Raw genomic sequence first — 20,292 nt, 5'->3', positions numbered from 1 at the left:
AGTAATGAAACGTGGATATTGTGGACAATGTGGATAACTACTGTTAATAACATCCAGTTTTAGTGATGATACGAATCGATCCCAATAGAAATGCATTTGTTTAATAGCATTAATGACAGAATTGACTAACAATTTATACACCGTTGTTGATAAGTGTGTTGATAACTTTAAATGAAAAAATGTAGAAAATAGTACATATTATTTCCAATACATAATATGATAGGTGGATAATAGATGCTGTTAAAGGGGAAAACACAATGTATAAATTACTAATTGTTGATGATGAACCTGAAGTTACAGAAGGTTTGGAAGTGGGAATCGATTGGGAGAGTAATCGTATCAGTTCCGTATATACCGCAATAAACGGAAATGATGCGATTGAATTGTTTGATCGTGTCGAGCCAGATATCGTAGTAACAGACATTAGTATGCCGTTTATGAATGGTTTACAACTAACCGAATGGCTCAAACAACATTACCCGATTACTAAAGTTATTATTATATCAGGATATGATGATTTTCAATATGCGAAGCAGGCGATACATCTTCAAGTAGAAGAATACTTACTAAAACCATTTTCTAATGATCAATTACTAACTGCCATTAATAAAGTGATCGCAACAATTGATCTAGAGCGTGAAGCTGTATTGAATATGAAGACGTTGCAAGACCATTATAGAATTAGTTTGCCTGTTATTCGCGAAAAGTTTCTAATCTCATTAATGACTCGTCGATTACCACTTTATCTTATCGAGCAGAGAGCTGAGAAATATAATTTGAACCTGGAAGGCAAAGGATACATTATTTCATTAATATCGATCAATCATGACAATAACGACATAGATGATGAGCCTAGTCTATCACTTGTAGATTCGAATGACATAGATTTGAAGTTGTTTGCCGTTACTAATGTAGCGACTGAATTATGGCAAAGCGAGCAGTTAGGAAATATCTTTGTACATCAAGATGAAGTTGTATTATTGACGATAGATCAGGTTGGTGATCCACAAGCGAAAATGGTTGAAACTGTCAATACATTGCAACGGATTTTACAAAGTATTCAGAAATATTTACGGATGTCTGCCATTATTAGTGTAGGTACTTATACGACTACTCTTGATCAATTAAAGCATGGATACGATTCAGCACGCTCAGGATTAGATTATCGTCGAATTATTGATCATAACTCGATAATATGTATCGATGATATTGAGAAAAACGTACAGTCACGATTATATTTTGATGAATATAAGGAACAACAATTTATCCGTGCAATCAAGCTTGGTACAGATCGTGAATTACAACAAGCAATCTCAGCTATCGTTGATGAGATTGACCATACTCAAGCGACCGTAAGTGAATACGAACAATATTTTCTTGAGATTATTACGGCTGTTCATCGCTTGATGAAATCACTTGATGCATCAATTGGCGGGCAATGGAGTGAAGGTACTAGTCTATTGTTGCAATATCAAAGTTTGAAAAGTCTAGAAGAAACTAAGACTTGGTTCTCAGAGTTATGCCATAATCTTCATCAAAGTATAGCAAGTACAAGACAAAATACTTCGCAAAAACTGGTTGAAGAAGCGATTCATTATACAAAAGAACATTATATGCAAACAGATCTCTCCATTACTACGTTATGTCTGCAATTACACATTAGTCCAGGTTATTTCAGTGGATTATTCAAGAAAGCTACACAATTAACGTATGGGGCATATTTACTTAAAATAAGAATGGAAATGGCACAACAATTATTGCGCACCACAGATCTAAAATCCTTTGAGATTGCTGACAGAGTTGGGTTTTCTGATCCGAACTATTTTAGTCTAACATTCAAAAAATATACAGGAGTCTCTGCCAAAGATTATCGTAATGCTATGTTGAGAAAGGACTAGATTATGAAACGACGGAGTATCCAATTCATTCTTACTGTATCGTTCTCTTTGTTCTCTGTATTCATCATTACGATTATCGGCTTGACATTATATAGTCAGTTTTCATCAAACACAAAAGAAAATGCAAGTCGTAATGCACAGCAAATTATTGATCAAGTAAGTTACAATCTAGCAGATTATATTAAATCTACGATGGATTTATATCATATGTTACATCACACGATAAGCTCTAGTGAAGAAGGAATGCAAAGTGATGAGTTATGGAAGCTACAATCGATGATTTCTTCGAGATCAGATGTCGTGTCGCTTACATTAGTAGATTTACAAGGAAGTCCAATTGCACTATTACCTAATGTTAGTTTGAAAGAATCATTAGTTGTAGCAGATGAAACATGGTTCAAAACGGCGATAGAAAAGGATGGATATCTGTCTATTTCAGTGCCCCATGTACAAAATTTATATTCTCAGAAGTATGAATGGGTAGTTTCACTTAGCAAGACGATTACATTTATGAAAGATGGTCAGCTAGAGCAAGGAGTATTGCTTTTAGATGTAAATTTCAATCGTATTCAAGAACTATCGGAGCGGGTAAGCTTAGGGAAAAGTGGTTATGCCTACATTATTGAGGAGTCCGGCGGCAATATTGTTTATCACCCGCAAATCGAGATTATTTATGCTGATTTAAAGCAAGAAAATGTTGAACTTGCACTAAAGCAAACGTATGGTAGTTTTATTGATCAGTCTGGACCACGAGCAAAGATGATTAGTATTCAATCCATCAGTAATGTCGGTTGGAAAGTTGTTGGCATATCTTATATGGACGAGCTAGGGTTAACGAATGCAGATCTTAGCATTGCCCTAATTAAAATATTGATAGCGCTTGCTATTATTCTGCTGGTGGTGTCCAATCTGATTTCGCGCCAAATATCTAAACCAATCAAAAAACTAGAAGTGACGATGCGAGGGATTGAACGTGGGGAGTTTAATGTAGCTGCCAAAAGCGATGGTCCACTTGAAATTAAAAACTTAGGTGATCGTTATAATATTATGCTAGGCACGATTAGAACTTTAATGAACAAAATTGTCTCGGAGCAAGAAAGTAAGCGGAAATATGAATTAGATGCTTTACAAGCACAGATCAATCCACATTTCTTATACAATACGCTTAACACAGTCGTCCGAATGATCAGTTCGAAACGTAATGAGGATGCTGTCACGATGATTACCGCATTATCTAAATTGTTCCGGATTAGTCTTAGTAAAGGCGAGAGTTTAATTCTAATTTCGGAAGAAATTGAGCATGTAAGAAATTACTTAATTATTCAACAGATGCGCTTCAAAAACAAATTCGATTTCCAATTCCGAATCGATGAACGAGCGCTAGGCTACATTTCGTTGAAGTTAATATTACAGCCGTTAGTCGAAAATGCACTAGAGTATGGTATCGAGCCAAGTGTTGATAAGGGGTTAATCGAAGTTATTGTAAGTCTCAATGATAAGGATCAAATCGAGATTATCGTGAGAGATAATGGTATTGGAATAAATGAGCAACAGCTCAAAGCGATTAATGCGGGTAAATATAGTAGCAGCTCAGGTTCTGGCGTGGGCTTAAAAAATGTGAACGAGCGGATCAAGTTATATTTTGGCGAACAATATGGACTTTTAGTTGAAAGTGAATTAGAAGAAGGAACGACGATTTATATTACATTCCCAGCATTAATTCAATCATCTACTGTAAAGGAGGAAGATCCGTATGCACAACTTTAAGGAATGGTCAATTGTGTTTGTCTGTGTACTTATTTGTGGGACGTTAATTTATTCAGCTTTTCATCCAAGTGAGCCAGATCATGTAGCGGTAGACCATCAGAAAAATATTGCTGTGTTACTACGATCTTCTACAGATGATTACTGGAGTTATGTACGTAAAGGTGCTGATAATGCTGCTTTAGAATATGATGTCACATTGCAATTGCATTTTCCTGAAGATGATGGAGATATAGAAGGTCAGATAAGAATTGCACGTGCAATATTAGCATCTAACCCCGATGCGATCATTATTGGAGCGAATAGCGATAAGGAATTTGCAGCAGTTCTTGAGGAAGCCAACCGTCGTCGCATTCCCGTTATTGCCGTTGATAGTAAATTAACGAGTGGAGTCACAACGACATACATTGGTTCTGATAATGAAGCATATGGACAAGAAGCGATGAAAGAAATGGCGAAATTATTGAACTATAAAGGGAATCTTTTAGTTGTAGACTATATGCATGCAGGAATTAATGGTGAAGCAAGGGAAAAGGGCGTATATGAAGAACTGAAAAATTATAATGAAATTGAAGTCGTTAGTACGGTAGTATGTTCGAAAGATGTTGATAAATGTAAGCAGGCCGTCATTAAAAATATTAAGGAGTATAAAGTTGATGGGATCTTAGCATTAATGACGACGAGTTCTATTAGTTCCGCCTTAGCGTTAAAGGACTTGAATGCTTCGAGTGATATTAAAATGGTAGGTTTCGATAGTTCTATTCAGTTATTAGAATTATTGCAAGAAGGGCAGATGGAATCACTGTTTGTGCAAAATGCTTTCTCGTTAGGTTATTTGTCCGTTCAATATGCTGTGCAAGCTGCTAATGGGCAAAATATCTCAACGACGTATCTTAGAGATATGACAATCGTTAATAAAGATAATATGTTTTGGTTGAAAAATCAAAAGCTACTATATCCTGTCGTACAATGAACGAACTAATCTAAATAAATTCTTTAGGGGCTAAAGAAATATGAGAAAAGTAGTTATCACTTTAGTAATTTGTACAATTGCAATCATTGCAGTAGCTTGCAACGGTAATGAAGGGGTAGGAAATTCATTGCCCAAAACGGGAGTGGCTATTTTCATGTTTGATAACACCTTTATGAGTGGTGTTCGTAGTGCAATCACTTCAGCTGCAGAAGGGAAAATAGCTGTCGATATTGTAGATAGTAAAAACTCACAGACGAAAGAGAATGACAAAGTCGATCAATTTATCTCTAAGCAGATGAAAGCTATGGCGATAAATCCGGTTGATCGTACAGCTGCGGGTATCATTATTGATAAAGCACAAAGAGCCAATATTCCTGTAGTGTTTATTAATCGTGAACCGTTAGCAACCGATCTTGCCAAATGGGATAAAGTATTTTTTGTAGGAGCGAAAGCTGAAGAGTCAGGCACAATGGAAGGTGAAATTCTCGTTGAATACTGGAAGGCGAACGCTAGTATGGATAAGAACGGTGATGGCGTTTTGCAATATGTTATGTTAAAAGGTGAACCCGGTCACCAGGATACTGAATTACGCACAAAATTTTCTGTAATAGCGATTGAAGAAGCTGGAATTAAAGTTGAATCGCTTGGTGTAGAAATAGCGATGTGGGATCGAGTGAATGCACAAGAAAAAATGGCGGAATTTCTTATAGCTCATGGAGATAAGATTGAAGCGGTAATTGCTAACAACGATGATATGGCTCTTGGTGCAATTGAAGCTTTGAAAGTAGCAGGGTATTTCAAAAATGGTAAGTTTATGCCTGTTGTTGGCGTAGATGCTACAGAACCGGCAATGCAAGCGTTGAAAGATGGAACGCTACTAGGAACTGTACTTAACGATGCTGTTAATCAAGGTAAAGCAACAGTAGAATTAATGTCTGTTCTAGCAGCTGGGGGAATGCCAACCAAAGAAAATACAGGTTACGACATTACCGATGGTAAATATGTATGGATCCCTTACCAAAAAGTGACTCAATGGTAAGCTAGATTAAATTCAGTTAATTAGCGGAGTAGAATTACACAGCCCTCAATGTTGATTTCCGCAAACAATATTGAGGGATTTTTTTATTTATATTACTAATAGTTAACGATATAATATATCCAGATAATAGATTCATTCTCCACGGTTTACAATCCTTTTCTTTTCGTCCCTCATGGTAGTAGATATTATCCGAACTCTTATTTTTCCAAAGTATGAAAGTATCAAACTTTTGCAACATGAGCAAACAGTCGTATAAAGTCAAAAGTTATAATCATCGTAAGAAGGGAGGGCTATTATTGCATAGTCATATTCTTATTGTGGATGATCATCCAGCGGTAGGGATTGGTACGAAGGATATGTTAGAACGTAATATGCGTGTAAGAGCTAGTTATGTTCAATCTGCCAAATTAGCAATTGAAATGATAAGTAGACAACGAATTGATATCGTTCTATGTGATTGGCAGATGCCAGTAATGAATGGTATTGAATTATGTAGTATTTTGAAAGACAAGCAGTCAGATGTGAAAGTAATGATGTATTCTGGATATGAGTTAGAACCACATTTCAATGAGATGATGGATGCAAGGGTAAATGGATTTGTAAGTAAATCTAGTTCTAGTGATGAACTTATTCAATCGCTACAAAGCATGATACAAGGCAACGCTATTATACCGATAGATTTGTTACAACGATTACGAAGTATGGACTTGCGGGCTTTACAAAAAATTATGCAGAGACAAAATTCATATATTACAGACAAAGAAAAGGAACTTCTAGAAGCCATTTCACTTGGTAGCAGTAACAGAGAACTAGCTGACAAATTCCATATTAGTCAACGCGGTGTGGAATATCAATTGAGTAAGTTATTCGAGAAGTTACAAGTTCGTTCGCGTGCGAAGGCTGTTACAGTAGCTATTGAACTAGGATATATCCCAGCAAAAACTTCGAAAGGTTAATGCATAACATGAATGCTGAGCTTGAGAAAAATCAATCTCAATATAAGAAGCTGTTCCACTGTAGATTTATCTACAGTGGAACAGCTTCTTTATTGTCAACATGTACTAAGCCATAAACTCTTCCCATTGCTCATAGCAAGTATCAAGAGTAGCTTTACGATTAGCGATTTCTGTTTGAATTTCTTGAATACGCATATAGTCGTTAAAAATAGCTGGATCTGTCAGTTTAACTTCCCAGTCAGCGATCTCTTGCTCTAATTCGGCAATTTGTTGCTCTAATTGTTCTAATTTACGCTGCTTAGTACGCTCTTCACGTTTCTGTTGCTTCTCAGCCTCATAGGATTGGACAGGGGATGCTGTCACTTGCTGTTGAACTGAGTTTTTATTGATTTGTAATTTTGCAGCTTCAAGTCGAGCTTCTTCCATTTCGAGTTTTTTCTCCAGCATATCGTCATAATTTCCCAGGAAATAGCTGGCACCTTGCGCTGATAGTTCGACAATACGCTCAGACATTTTGTTAAGGAAATAACGGTCATGTGAAATGAATAGTAAAGTACCTTCATAATCAAACAATGCTGATTCAAGTACTTCCTTACTGAATAGATCTAAATGGTTCGTAGGCTCATCGAGAATTAGAAAGTTAGCTTGAGCTAACATTAACTTAGATAAAGAGACACGCGCCTTTTCGCCACCACTGAGTGCTGATATTTTTTTCAATACATCTTCACCACTGAATAAGAAGTTACCGAGCACTGTACGAATACGAGCTTCTTCCATATGAGGGTAAGTACCCCATACTTCTTCTAATACGGTGTTATTACTATTCAGCACATTATGTTCTTGATCATAGTAACCAACCTTCACATGTGATCCGAATTGGATACTACCTGTTGTAGGTTCTAATTGTGATACAAGTGTCTTCAATAATGTTGACTTGCCGATTCCATTTGGCCCAACTAGTGCAACCATCTCGCCACGTTGCAACTGGAAACTAATATCACTGAACAGTGGTGTCGTAGTATTAGGGAATTGTACTGATAGATGATTAACATTCAGTACTTCTTTCCCACTCATCCGTTCTACTTCAAATGAGAAAGACGCACGTTTCAAATCACCCATCGGGCGATCCATACGATCCATTTTATCTAAAGACTTGCGACGGCTTTGGGCACGCTTTGTCGTTGAGGCACGTACAATATTTTTTTGAATAAACTGCTCCATTTTAGCAATTTCATCTTGTTGTTTTTCGAAGTGTTTCATCTGAATTTCGTACTCTGCTTCTTTGATTTCAAGGTAGCGGCTGTAATTACCAGTGTAGCGCTTCGCTTGGTGACGCTCGATTTCTACAATTGTAGTCGTCATAGCATCTAGGAAGTAACGGTCATGTGATACGACAAGAATAGCTCCGTTATAAGAACGTAAGTATCCTTCGAGCCAAGTTAAAGTCTCAATATCCAGATGATTGGTAGGCTCATCGAGCATTAACAGGTCCGGGGCTTGTAGCAAAATTTTAGCTAATGCTAATCTTGTTTTTTGTCCACCACTTAATGATGCGATCGGTGTATTAAGTTCGAACGTTCCAAAGCCCATCCCGTGCAGGACACTATTAATGCGAGTATTAATCTCAAACCCACCGTTAGCTTTATACCAATCTGAACGCTCTGCATAACGTTCTAGCACTTCATTATAACGTTTCTCATTATCGTGCAGTTTAGGGTCTGCAATTTTTAACTCTAACTCACGTAATTCCTTCTCCGCAGCGTAGAGATGAGCAAATACTGTTTGCATCTCTTCTATTATAGAGAGATGGGATTGTAGGCCGCTATTTTGCGCAAGATAGCCTAACTTTGTTTCTTTCGCTTTATGAATGTCTCCACTTTCAAAACTGATTTCTCCAGCGATGATTTTAAGTAACGTTGATTTACCAGCGCCATTGACACCTACTAGTCCGATTTTGTCTCTTTCTAGTACTTGTACATTAATATTTGAAAGGATTGTATCAATCCCGTAGCTTTTTGTAATATTGGATACTTGCAGTAACATTCCTTGTCCTCCATCAAAATGTAGTGGTATCTTCTCGTATATAACTACTATATAGTGTACCATAAGCTTGTTATATATTGGCGTAACTTGTGTAACAATGGTACACTATTATCAATTGTAGTCTATTTTTCTTACCACAATAGATTTAATTAATTTCCGAGGAGAGCGAAGGGCACATTCTATATAGTGATAAAAGCTACCTTATAGACGAAGTCGCTCATCCTTGAATTACCTCGATAGAACATTTCTAATATAGGTGGTTATACTATGCAACAGCTATCTGTACAAAAACTACAAATGCGAAAACAATTTACTGAAATTAGAAATTGTATTGAGCCACAAGATGCCCAGCAATGGTCAGAAGAGGCTTCAGCATATGCTATTAGTCTAGTACAAGAACGAGGTTGGACCGAAGTGATGGTTTATATCCCATTTCGTAGTGAGCTTCAACTATGGCCATTCATCGAATGGTGCTGGGAACATCAGATAACTATTATTGTACCAAAATGCCTAATAGAGACGCATACGATGCAACTATATCCATTATACAATAAACAGCAGTTACGCCTAGGGGCGTATCATATATTAGAACCTGATTCAGATCAACTGTCACAGATCGATACTGTGCCAGACGCGGTTATTGTGCCTGGACTCGTCTATACAAAGGACGGAGCACGTTTAGGATATGGTGGCGGTTATTATGATCGTTTTTACGAGTTAATGAAGCAACACGAGAAGAGGATAACATGGATCGGTATCGGATATGAACCTCAGATTACTGATCAAATACCGATGGATAAATATGATATTAAATTGAACATTTTAATTACTAATAAAGGAATTACGACATGTTCATAGAATGAAAGGATGTAGCAGATAGTGGAATTCACTCATTTTAACGAACAAGGTAGAGCGAAGATGGTAGATATTTCTGACAAAGAGATTACTAAGCGCGAAGCTACGGCAACGTCAATGGTGAAGATGCTACCAACTACTTTACAAAAAATTAAAGAAGGTAAAATTGGTAAAGGCGATGTATTATCTGTAGCTCAAGTAGCGGGAATTATGGCTGCAAAGAAAACATCGGACTGGATTCCAATGTGTCACCCACTTGCCTTAAACGGAGTAAATATCTCTTTCACTGATAATGACCTTGATGAGTTATATATTATGGTCACAGTGAAGATAACAGGAAAGACAGGCGTGGAGATGGAAGCTCTTACAGCGGCATCCGCAACTGCCTTAACGATATACGATATGTGTAAAGCACTACAGAAAGATATGATTATTGGTCCAACGCAACTTATGAGGAAAACTGGTGGAGTACACGGAGATTTTGAGAGAACTGCTGAATAGAAAGAGTAGAAAGAATAGAGAGAAGGATGGAGGAATTGGAGATGCAATGGAAGGTTGCTATACTTACGGCAAGCGATAAAGGTGCACGTGGTGAACGTGAAGATGTAAGTGCACAGGTTGTCAGAGAACTAGTTGAAGATGAACTAGGTGGCCAGATCGTTGATTATCGAATTGTTCCAGATGAGCAAGATGAGATTATGGCAGCATTGATTGAGATGACAGAATATTATGGGGCAGATCTCGTAATAACGACAGGTGGTACTGGGCTTGCGGCAAGAGACGTGACACCAGAAGCCACATTAAAAGTCATTGATCGTGAAGTGCCAGGAATTGCTGAAGCGATGCGGATGGGGGCACTGCATAAAACGAGACGTGCTATGCTTTCGCGTGGGATATGTGGTACTCGTGGTAAAGCTTTAATTATTAATTTACCAGGGAGTCCAAAAGGAGTTTCAGAAAGTTTACTTGCAATTATGGATCAATTACCACATGCATTAGGCATACTATCAGGTGAATTGTTAGAGCATTAGTACAATGCTTGCGAAGTAATTTTCATCTACAAGCAGTTATATAGTAAGCGCATGAAAAGTTTTGGATTAAGCTTACGAAGTTACGTCTGGGTAGGTCATCTTACAATGAACTACCCAGACGTTTTGGGAGACAAAATCAAGATGACAGAATCATACGGAAATAATGACAATAATATGGATTCACATACTACGAAAACAGAAACCTCACTTAGGGAGGTTTCTGTTTTTGATGCGATCGGACTAAGGCTTGCACATGATTTAACGCAAATCATTCCAGGTCAATTCAAAGGCAGACTATTCACGCGAGGCCATATCATTACTGAAGTAGATATTCCGAAATTACTTGATATCGGTAAAGAACATATCTATGTGATGGAGTTAGGCTCACTTGATCTACATGAAGATGATGCTGCGAAGTTAATGGCGGATGCGTTGATGGACGAACAATTGCTACGTAATGAGCCACATGAAGGAAAAGTAAGTGTCAAAGCTCATATTGATGGTGTTGCCAAAATTGCCAAAGAAGTAATAGATGCGGTTAATGCGATCGGGGAGATAGCATTAGCGACAATTTTAACTAATAAAGTGGTGAAGCAAGGAGGACAACTTGCAGCGACTAGAGCAATTCCACTCATCGTGTCGAAAGAAAAAATTAGGCTAGTAGAGAACATTGCCAATCAATACCGTGAAAAACATGGCGTAGCACCAATATCAGTTGTCCCATTACCAGCTAGACGTATAGGGTTGCTTACAACTGGTAGTGAAGTGTATAATGGCAGAATTAAGGATAAATTTGGACCTGCTGTAAAAGTAAAGCTTGAAGCACTTGGGTCGACTGTTGTGGAGCAACGCTTTGCTACAGATGATCGTGCGAAAATTGTTGAAGAAATTCATTATTTGCAAGCTAAAGGTTATGATATGATTTTGGTGACTGGCGGTATGTCTGTTGATCCAGATGATCGAACTCCAGCGGCTATTAAAGCTACAGGAGCAGATATTATTAGTTATGGAACACCAATGTTACCAGGTTCGATGTTGCTCGTAGCCTATTTGCAGGATGTACCGATTCTTGGTTTGCCAGGATGTGTGATGCATGATCCGTATACTTCTTTTGATGTATTTCTTCCTAGACTATTGCTAGGTGAAAAGATTGAGAAGGAAGATATTATCGCTCTTGGCTATGGTGGTCTACTTGGCTGCTAAGTAAGGTGAAAAGTTTAAGTATATGCTTCCGATGTGACTGTTCATATCAAGGAAGTACATTCAAGAAGAATATGAAAAGTTTAAGTTGATGCTTTCGTTGTGACTGTTCATATCAAGGAAGTACATTCAAGAAGAATATGAAAAGTTTAAGTTGATGCTTTCGTTGTGACTTTTCATATCAAGCAAGTATATTCAAGAAGAATATGAAAAGTTTTAGGAGGAATCGTGATGGGTGGTATAGGTGTAACTGGGGTTATTCTATTAGTATTGGTAGCATTGCTGTTATTCGGTCCTAATAAGTTGCCTGAGCTTGGACGTGCAGTAGGACGTACTTTGCGCGAGTTTAAGACGGGTGCTAATGAGATGATGGATTCGACCGACAAGAAGAGCGAAGATACATCTCGCGTTGAAGTGAATCAATCAGAGCAATCAGAGAAAACTAATAAGCGGCTACCAGACTAGTTTGGTCCGCTTTTTTCTTGCTTGTTAATCATCAAAGAGAAAAGAGGGAAGTCGCGCGAATGAGTGTGCCACGAAAACAATTGGAGCGTTTGGCTTCCGCCAGAGATCGACTTATGTCAGAAGAAGGATTAATGTCAATAGTTGAACATCTAACCGAGCTTCGAAAAAGAGTAATATACATACTAATTATGATTGTACTTGGCCTTGTACTAGGTCTTGTGATAGCGGAACCAACTTATCAGTTTTTATTGAATCAGAAACCAGCCGCAGGTTCCTTAGTATTACATACCTTCTCTTTCTGGGACGGTATTGGTATCTATATGCAAATAGCATTTGTTGTCGCATTAATCGTGACGTTACCGTTCACTGTGCTGCAATTATGGTTATTTGTTAAGCCGGCGCTATTACCTCATGAGCAACGATCGACATTGAAGTACGTTCCATTAGCAGTGTTTATGGCGTTACTTGGGTTATCTTTTGCTTACTTTGTCGTATTTCCATTAGCGTTCAACTTTACAAGAGCTGTTTCAGCACAATTAGGGTTAGCTGAAACCTTTGGTGTTGTACAATATTTTGATTTTATGTTCAGCATCATACTGCCGATAACGTTATTATTCGAGCTTCCATTAGTTATAATGTTTTTGACAGCTATTCGTATCGTTAATCCGATTCGTTTGCGTAAGATGAGGAAGATAGCATACTTTTTAATGGTTGTTATCGGAGTCGTTATTACCCCGCCTGATTTCATCTCAGATATTCTTGTCATTATTCCACTTATTGTATTGTACGAAATTAGTGTTTGGCTATCGGGCACAATATATAGGAAGCAGTTGTTGACAGATAGTCAGTGGGTAGATTCAGAGGATGAAGTGAAATAGATATCGTAATAAGAAAAGGGAGTGTCTCAATAGTAGATAAAATCTACCAATGAGACACTCCCTTTATTCGTAATATTGAATATATACGGTTGAGAGACTAAGGATGAAGTGCTTTATTCATATAGTCCAGCGACTCATTAATACGTGTACCTGGATTAGAACCAAACAGCTCCGCTGGTAATACTTCGATCCGACCATTTTTTACTGCATCAATACTGTTCCACGCTTTACTAGCTTCCATCTCGCGAATGAAACTATTCTTTACATCTTCAGGATCAGCATGCGTCATTATGAAGATAGCTTGTGGGTTCGACTCGACAATACGTTCCATATCTAGCGTTGCATACTGCGGATAACTTGCTAGTTGCGGATAATCTGCAGCAATGTTAGTACCTCCAGAAAGTGAAAGGAGATCTCCTGCAAGTGAGCTAGGTAATGCCGCCATAAATGTGCCTGGAGCACCGTATACGATTAGAGCTGGTACAGGTGTCTTCGACTCAGCAGCTAATTCAGTAAGTTTACTATCAATTTCAGCCACTAATTGTTCTGCTTTATTTTGTTTTTGCAATAAATCTCCAAAAATCGTAATTTGACGTTGAATGTCGGAGACGGAGTTACCGCTAGTAAGGACAACTTTGGCACCGATGCTTTCAAGCTTCGCTACATCCTTTTCATTCATAATATTGTGAGCGAGTACGACCTGTGGTTTTACATAAGCAATTTGCTCTAGATCAACCTCATGTGTTGTACCAATCTCGTGCACGTCGTAAGATGACTCCCATTGCAAAGGTACATCTGTCGTTGGTCGACCAACTAATGTGCCTTCAAGTGAGTAGATAATGTTAGTTTCACCGATACTTAGGGCGGCGATTTTGTCAGGAACACCGTTCACCGTAATCGAACGATCATTGAAATCAGTAATCGTAATTTGTTCACCCGTTGCTTCATTAGTAGTAGAGGGATTCGTAGTAGTACCACAGCCAGCAAGTAGAACAGTACTTGTAAGTAACACACTTGCTAAAAGTTTTGTGTATTTACGCATTTTCAATTCTCCTTCAAAATAAATAGAAATAAGTGTATTAAAAGTCATTGTGCTATTTATATATATAGACGCTATTTTTGATAATGATTCTTAATCTCGCTACTAATTGTGACATAGATGCGGTTTGAAGGAAAGAGAAAACTTATGTCTGAATAATGACAGATTATTGAAGTGACTTAAAAATGTCATAAATCTGTTGACTATTTCTTTTCAAATCATGTAATATCGAATAGGGAGTAGAGATAATCATTCTCACTATCAAATTACTAAGTGTAGGATGTTCTATTGGAGCATTTTATTTTTTTGTTATCAGCTGAGAATGATAATCAATAATATCTTTGCTTACATAGGAGGTGTCTATGAGTTATCAACGAGATTATGTAAGAAAGTTGCTTACAGTAGTAGTGATGTCTTTATTATTAGTCTTATTAGGTACATCTCATGCAATGGCAGCGACAGCGCTTGAGGATGGAGAATATACAATTAATTATGAAATACTCAGAGGCGACACGAAAGACGACTCTACTTCACTAGCAGATGGATATTGGAATAAGCCTGCTAAAGTTTTTGTGAAAGACGGTAATATAACGGTTCAAACGACCATTAATCAAAATGGATGGGTTGTTGCATTTTCAACACAATACAACGGAAAAATGGTTGATGCAAAAGTAGTTTCAACGAATGAGAAAGCTAATTCAAGAGTTACTGAATTTAAAGTAAGTAACTTTAACGATATGTTATTATCCGAAATGACTGTCGAAATTCCTGAGATGGATTACTTCCATAGTTATGATGTTCGATTCAAATTTTATCCGGATTCGTTGAAATCGGTTGGCAAGCCTGCGGCGACAGCAACACCGACAGCAACGCCTAAACCGACAGCTAAACCAACCTCAACGCCTAAAGTAACACCTGAACCAACAAAAGAAACGACAACCAGTACGAATCCAGCTAAACCAACGACTTCAGAGAAGGCAACAACTTCAACGAAGCCACAAGATTCAACTGATTCGATGACACCGAGTTCGTCTAATAATTCAGGTTCTAACTCTGTAACGCCAGATCCGAACACGAGCACATCTCCTTCTGCAAATACTGATGATAGTAATGTAGAAACGGAAAGCGAAGGATCTGAGATTGGTATAAATGCAAACGAAAATGCATCGACGGAAGAAAATGCGGAAGTACTTACAGGTGAAACAACGGATGATGTTATCGTAGTATCAGAAGAAGGTATTACTGCAAATGAAGCAGTAGATGGCACAACTGAAGTTGAAACAGAACAATTTACAGTTAGTAAAGATGAAAAGCAAGGCGGTACTATTGCAATTGTGATCATTATTATCGTTGCTGTACTATTCATTGCTGGTGCTGTTGCTTGGATTGTAATGAATCGTAAACGCAATAAATAATTTAAGAAATTCAAAAAAAGATTTTGCTTTCGATGCTATTTTTTATTGACAAGGTAGTTCATCGGGAAGCTAATAAAAATTTGAGGAGAATGAATAATGAAGAAGAAAATGGTAAAACATTTATCAACAGCCGTAGTTGCGGCTATGCTAGTAGGATCTGTTCCAGCATTCGCAATGGCAGCAGAAGTTAACGGTATTACTGCTACGCAAGAAACTGCAACAAGCGCAATTGTACATTTCGTAAATAGTGGAGACACTTCTAAATTATCAAGTATGGCAACTTATGTATCTGAACCAAAAACGTATGTAAAAGATGGCGTTACTTATTTACGATTAGATGTTCAACAAGTATATAGTGTGAAAATTACAGTTGATGGTAAAGAAGGCACTAAAGTTGCAGAATATGTGAAAACAGTAGAAGGTCGTAACGGTTCTCAAGAAGTTACATTCTTCACTTTTGATTATGCATTAAATGATGCTACAGCAATTATAAAATCTCAAGCTTCTTATTTCGTTCCTGGCGTATTTACTGAAACTCAAGTTCATGATCTATTTATCGTAGTTGGTAATGATATCGATACAGCGAAAGCTGAACTTGCAACATTAATCGAGCAAGCTAAATTAGAATCAGCTCCAACAGCAGCACTTCAAACAGCTCTTGCAGCTGCTGAAAAAGCAAATAACTACGTAACGAAAAAAGTTGATTTGGAAGCAGCACTTAAAGCTCTAAAAGCAGCACTTAATGAAAATCCAACGGATGCACAAGTATACTTCGTTAATGAAAGTGATGCTAGTAAAATCTCTTCCATGGCTAACTATATTTCCAATCCAAAAACATATACTAAAGACGGTGTAACGTATCTTCGTCTTGATGTACAACAAGTGTACGATGTAACAGTAACAGTTGAAGAAAAAGCTGGTGCTAAAGTTGCTGAGTATGTTGCAACAGTAAATGGCCGTACTGGTCCACAAGAAGTTACATTCTTCACATTAGATTATGCTATTGCTGATGAGAACGCAGTAATTAAAGCTTCTGCTTCTTACATGGTTCCAGGTGTATTCACTGAGCCGCAATCTCACGGTATTAACATTGTTATCGGAAGCAACGTTGATGCAGCAAAAGCTAACTTAGTAAAAGCACTTGCAGTAGCTAACGCTGTAACAAATCCTTCTGCAGCACTAACAACTGCGATTGCAACAGCTACAGCAGCAAATAGCTACTTGAATTCTAATGAGAAAATCGTTACAGCTACAAATGCTTTAGTTGAAGTAGTTGCGAAAAACGTAAGCTTCTCTGATGTAACAACTCACTGGGCAAAAGATGCTATTAACTTAGCAGTAGCGAAAAGCATTGTAAATGGTTATACAGACGGTACATTCCAACCAAACAAAAATATTACACGTGCTGAATTCACTAAACTAATTGCTACAGCTCTTGATTTGCCGGTAGCTAGCAATGAATTAACATTCAAAGATGCTGCAAGTATTCAAGAGTGGGCAGTTCCATTTGTGAAACAAGCAGTAAACGCTGGAATTATTACTGGATACCAAGATGAAACATTCCGTGCGAACAACAATATTACGCGTGCAGAAATGGCGGTTATGGTTGTTAAAGCGTTAAATATTACAGAGCTTGCTTCTGCTGATGAGCTAACGTTCAAAGATAGTGATTCTATCCCGAATTATGCGAAATCATATGTAGCTACTGCAGTGAAGCTTGGTCTAGTTACTGGTCTTACGAAAGACACATTTGGTCCTAACGGGCAAGCTACTCGTGCTGAAGCAGTAACAATTATTGTACGCGCTCAATAATTCAAGCGTAGCCTTAGTATGAAACATGTCAACGATGGCATGTTATGAAATGAATAGTTTACATCATGAGGACCTCGAGTAATCGAAGTCCTCATGATGTATTTATGGGTAGTAACTCAAGACGTAAACATCAAAAGTTTAAGTCAATGCTTTCGTCGCTACTTTTCATTTGTTAGGAGCAACTCAAGAAGCAATCATAAAAAGTTTTAGGAGGATATCATACGATGTTAAGAAAGACGCGAAGTATGAAGTTAATCGCAATTGGTTTGACATTATGTATACTACTTATGGCAGGTTGTAGCTCTAATGGAGCTAAAGGGAATGAATCTGTTAATAAACCATCCAATACAGCAGGTAACAATACAGCTACTCCAAGCTCAGATGATGAGTATCGTATCGTCTCTACAACGGTTGCTATTACTGATATTCTTGACGCGCTTGATCTTAACGTAGTAGGAAAGCCGTCCACAGCGAAACCATTGCCAGAACGATATAGTGATGCAATTGAGGTTGGTAATCCGATGAGTCCTGATATGGAGCTTGTAAAGTCATTGAAAGCTACTCATGTGTTATCAGTAACTACATTACAACATGACTTAGAAGATACTTTTAAAGGATTAGGGATTGAAGCTAGGTTTCTAGACTTTACAAGTATTGAAGATATGAAGACGGAAATCACTAAGCTTGGTGCAGAGTTTAATCGAGTAGAGCAAGCAGCAGCTCTTGTTGAAAGTTACGATAAGAAAATTAGTGATATTAAAGCGGAAGTTGCTGATCAACAGGCTCCTACAGTATTAATATTAATGGGTATTCCTGGTAGTTACTTAGTGGCTACGGAAAACTCATACATTGGTGATCTTGTGAAGCAATTAGGCGGTGCTAATGTTGTAACAGATTCCAAAGTAGAATTTGTTTCATCTAATACAGAGTTTCTTCAACAAGGCAATCCTGATGTCATTCTTCGTGCTGCTCATGGTATGCCTGAAGAAGTTATTAAAATGTTCGATGATGAGTTTAAGCAAAATGATATTTGGAAACATTTTAACGCAGTGAAAAATGAACGTGTTTATGATTTACCTGAAGATTTCTTCGGAACGACAGGTAATTTAGCAGCAGATGAAGCATTAGACATACTTGCTGATATGCTCTATCCAGATCGGAAAGGATAATTCATCCCATGAAGAAAATCATTTACTTTGTCGCTGCGCTTCTATTGCTTGTTGCAGTCGCATTGTATTCTATGGCGACAGGAAGTATTAAAGTTGGGCTTTGGGAACTTATCCAAGGTTTAATCTATGGTGGTAATGATAACGTTGATGTCATCCGAGATCTTCGTCTGCCTCGTATTATTGTATCTATATTGACTGGAGCAGCTCTTGCAGTATCAGGTGTGCTGTTACAAGCGGTTATGCGTAATCCACTAGCGGATGCTGGGGTAATCGGTATTTCATCCGGAGCGGGCTTTGTATCTGTATTAATAGCTACATTGTCACCAGCATTAATATTCTGGATGCCGATGTTCTCCGTTATCGGTGGTCTCTTGGCATGTTTCTTAGTATATTTATTCTCATGGCGTTCTGGGTTACAACCGTTAAGGTTAATTCTTGTGGGGGTTGCCATTAATGCGATGTTCTCAGGACTAAATCAATTATTCAATTATCGCGGTAGCTATGCAGTAACGTCTGTTAATCAAGCGGTTAGCTCAATGTTCTCTATGAAAACATGGGAAGATGTGAAATTGATATTGATCTATGGATCAATTGGTTTACTCATTGCACTATTACTAAGTACTTGGTGTAATATGTTATCATTGCAGGATCGTACAGCAAGTAATCTCGGTCTAAGAGTTATGCGTGCACGAGTTATTATCTCTTTTGTTGCTGTATTATTAGCGTCTATAGCAACCGCTATTGGTGGTTTGATTGCCTTTGTTGGACTGTTAGTTCCTCACATTGCCCGTCAAATGGTTGGTACGGATCATAAGATTCTTATTCCATTTTGCGCGATACTAGGAGGATTACTAATTCTACTGGCTGACACCATTGGAAGAACGATTATTGCACCAATGGAAATACCAGCATCCGTTATTATGACGATTATTGGTGGTCCATTCCTTATCTTTATGTTAATGAGGGGGGATCGTGTCAATGGAAACTAAAGAGATTAGCTTTCAATACAAAAACAGTCCACCGATTATAAGTGGACTTTCAACTTCAATTGTGGAGGGCAAGATCACGACAATTATTGGTCCCAATGGTAGCGGGAAATCAACGTTGCTAGGTTTGTTAGCTCGTAACTACATACCTAATGAGGGTCAAATCATTATTGATGGGCGTGACTTGCAACAACTGAAATCGAAGGAATTAGCTCGTATGCTAGCCGTTGTTCATCAGCAGAACGAAGCACCTTACGATTTAACCGTAGAGAAATTAGTGGAGTATGGACGTCTACCTTACCGTCATATGTTTTCGTCAGAGTCTGATGAAGATCGCGAGGCGGTGGAATGGGCATTAGAGTGTACAAAACTTACTGAGTTCCGTAATCGTCGGTTGAATGAGTTATCTGGTGGACAGAAGCAACGTGCTTGGGTTGCCATGGCACTTGCCCAGAAAACATCGATACTGTTTCTAGATGAACCAACAACATTTCTAGATATATACTATCAGATTGAATTGCTTGATCTTGTACAACAATTGAATCGTGAGCATGGTTTAACTATCGTAATGGTGCTTCATGATGTTAATCAAGCTGTTCGATATAGCGATCACATAAAAGTGCTGAAAGATGGAAATATTATTGCTGAAGGCGAACCAGAGGCGATAATGACCAGTGAATTAATGGAACTTGTCTATGATGTGAAGGCAGTTATTCGCAAAGATGAGGAAACAGGATTATATATCGTGCCTATTGCTACAAATGCATAG

18 protein-coding genes are annotated in these 20,292 nt (G+C 37.9%); 16 read left to right on the top strand and 2 right to left on the bottom strand.

Going from position 1 to position 20,292, the window contains the following annotated elements; genetic code table 11:
- Positions 1-257: 257 nt before the first annotated feature.
- The 5 genes from NV377_RS08120 to NV377_RS08100 all read left to right on the top strand — a co-directional run bounded on the left by NV377_RS08120 (position 258) and on the right by NV377_RS08100 (position 6,630).
- On the top strand, positions 258-1,898 hold the full coding sequence (locus NV377_RS08120) for a response regulator transcription factor (RefSeq protein WP_258200698.1): 1,641 nt from the start codon (positions 258-260) through the stop codon (positions 1,896-1,898).
- 3 nt (positions 1,899-1,901) lie between these two features.
- Positions 1,902-3,665, top strand: a complete 1,764-nt coding sequence (locus tag NV377_RS08115) for a sensor histidine kinase family protein (RefSeq protein WP_258200697.1) — start codon at positions 1,902-1,904, stop codon at positions 3,663-3,665.
- Positions 3,652-4,635, top strand: coding sequence for a substrate-binding domain-containing protein (locus NV377_RS08110; RefSeq protein ID WP_258200696.1), 984 nt, complete (start codon positions 3,652-3,654; stop codon positions 4,633-4,635). The genes NV377_RS08115 and NV377_RS08110 overlap by 14 nt, the downstream gene beginning before the upstream one ends.
- Positions 4,636-4,675: 40 nt before the next feature.
- A complete protein-coding gene (locus tag NV377_RS08105; protein ID WP_258200695.1) occupies positions 4,676-5,674 on the top strand; it encodes a galactose ABC transporter substrate-binding protein in 999 nt (332 codons plus the stop codon).
- A 296-nt stretch (positions 5,675-5,970) separates the two neighbouring features.
- Positions 5,971-6,630: a response regulator transcription factor gene (locus tag NV377_RS08100; protein WP_258200694.1), complete on the top strand. Its 660-nt coding sequence runs from the start codon at positions 5,971-5,973 to the stop codon at positions 6,628-6,630.
- Positions 6,631-6,735: 105 nt separating this feature from the next.
- On the opposite strand, the gene NV377_RS08095 is transcribed toward NV377_RS08100, so the two are convergent.
- Complete coding sequence (locus tag NV377_RS08095) at positions 6,736-8,673, bottom strand: ABC-F family ATP-binding cassette domain-containing protein (RefSeq protein ID WP_258200693.1); 1,938 nt, start codon at positions 8,671-8,673, stop codon at positions 6,736-6,738.
- Positions 8,674-8,940: 267 nt separating this feature from the next.
- On the opposite strand from NV377_RS08095, the gene NV377_RS08090 reads away from it, so the two are divergent.
- The 6 genes from NV377_RS08090 (at position 8,941) to tatC (ending at position 13,102) form a co-directional block, all read left to right on the top strand.
- Positions 8,941-9,531: a 5-formyltetrahydrofolate cyclo-ligase gene (locus NV377_RS08090; protein ID WP_258200692.1), complete on the top strand. Its 591-nt coding sequence runs from the start codon at positions 8,941-8,943 to the stop codon at positions 9,529-9,531.
- Positions 9,532-9,549: 18 nt separating this feature from the next.
- A complete protein-coding gene (gene moaC, locus NV377_RS08085) occupies positions 9,550-10,029 on the top strand; it encodes a cyclic pyranopterin monophosphate synthase MoaC (protein ID WP_258201151.1) in 480 nt (159 codons plus the stop codon).
- Between the two features lie 41 nt (positions 10,030-10,070).
- A complete protein-coding gene (locus tag NV377_RS08080; RefSeq protein WP_258200691.1) occupies positions 10,071-10,559 on the top strand; it encodes a MogA/MoaB family molybdenum cofactor biosynthesis protein in 489 nt (162 codons plus the stop codon).
- A 141-nt stretch (positions 10,560-10,700) separates the two neighbouring features.
- Positions 10,701-11,762, top strand: coding sequence for a molybdopterin-binding protein (locus NV377_RS08075; protein ID WP_258200690.1), 1,062 nt, complete (start codon positions 10,701-10,703; stop codon positions 11,760-11,762).
- Positions 11,763-11,990: 228 nt separating this feature from the next.
- Entirely contained in the window at positions 11,991-12,224 is a 234-nt protein-coding gene (gene tatA / locus NV377_RS08070) for a twin-arginine translocase TatA/TatE family subunit (protein WP_258200689.1), read from the top strand.
- A gap of 59 nt (positions 12,225-12,283) precedes the next feature.
- Positions 12,284-13,102, top strand: coding sequence for a twin-arginine translocase subunit TatC (gene tatC, locus NV377_RS08065; protein WP_258200688.1), 819 nt, complete (start codon positions 12,284-12,286; stop codon positions 13,100-13,102).
- Between the two features lie 97 nt (positions 13,103-13,199).
- On the opposite strand, the gene NV377_RS08060 is transcribed toward tatC, so the two are convergent.
- Entirely contained in the window at positions 13,200-14,144 is a 945-nt protein-coding gene (locus NV377_RS08060) for an ABC transporter substrate-binding protein (protein WP_258200687.1), read from the bottom strand.
- A 359-nt stretch (positions 14,145-14,503) separates the two neighbouring features.
- Here NV377_RS08060 and NV377_RS08055 point away from each other — a divergent pair, with 359 nt between their 5' ends.
- From NV377_RS08055 to NV377_RS08035, 5 genes are all read left to right on the top strand, one after another.
- Positions 14,504-15,556: an NEAT domain-containing protein gene (locus NV377_RS08055; RefSeq protein WP_258200686.1), complete on the top strand. Its 1,053-nt coding sequence runs from the start codon at positions 14,504-14,506 to the stop codon at positions 15,554-15,556.
- A 96-nt stretch (positions 15,557-15,652) separates the two neighbouring features.
- Entirely contained in the window at positions 15,653-17,368 is a 1,716-nt protein-coding gene (locus NV377_RS08050; RefSeq protein WP_258200685.1) for an S-layer homology domain-containing protein, read from the top strand.
- A 224-nt stretch (positions 17,369-17,592) separates the two neighbouring features.
- Entirely contained in the window at positions 17,593-18,537 is a 945-nt protein-coding gene (gene isdE / locus NV377_RS08045; protein WP_258200684.1) for a heme ABC transporter substrate-binding protein IsdE, read from the top strand.
- 8 nt (positions 18,538-18,545) lie between these two features.
- Complete coding sequence (locus tag NV377_RS08040) at positions 18,546-19,526, top strand: FecCD family ABC transporter permease (RefSeq protein WP_258200683.1); 981 nt, start codon at positions 18,546-18,548, stop codon at positions 19,524-19,526.
- The gene (locus tag NV377_RS08035) at positions 19,516-20,292 is read left to right on the top strand and encodes an ABC transporter ATP-binding protein (RefSeq protein WP_258200682.1); all 777 of its coding nucleotides are present in this window, start codon (positions 19,516-19,518) and stop codon (positions 20,290-20,292) included. Before NV377_RS08040 ends, NV377_RS08035 begins: the two co-directional genes overlap by 11 nt.

The organism is Paenibacillus endoradicis (assembly GCF_024721975.1).
Note: the sequence above shows the minus strand (reverse complement) of the source record. Positions and strands in the feature narration are given on the sequence as shown.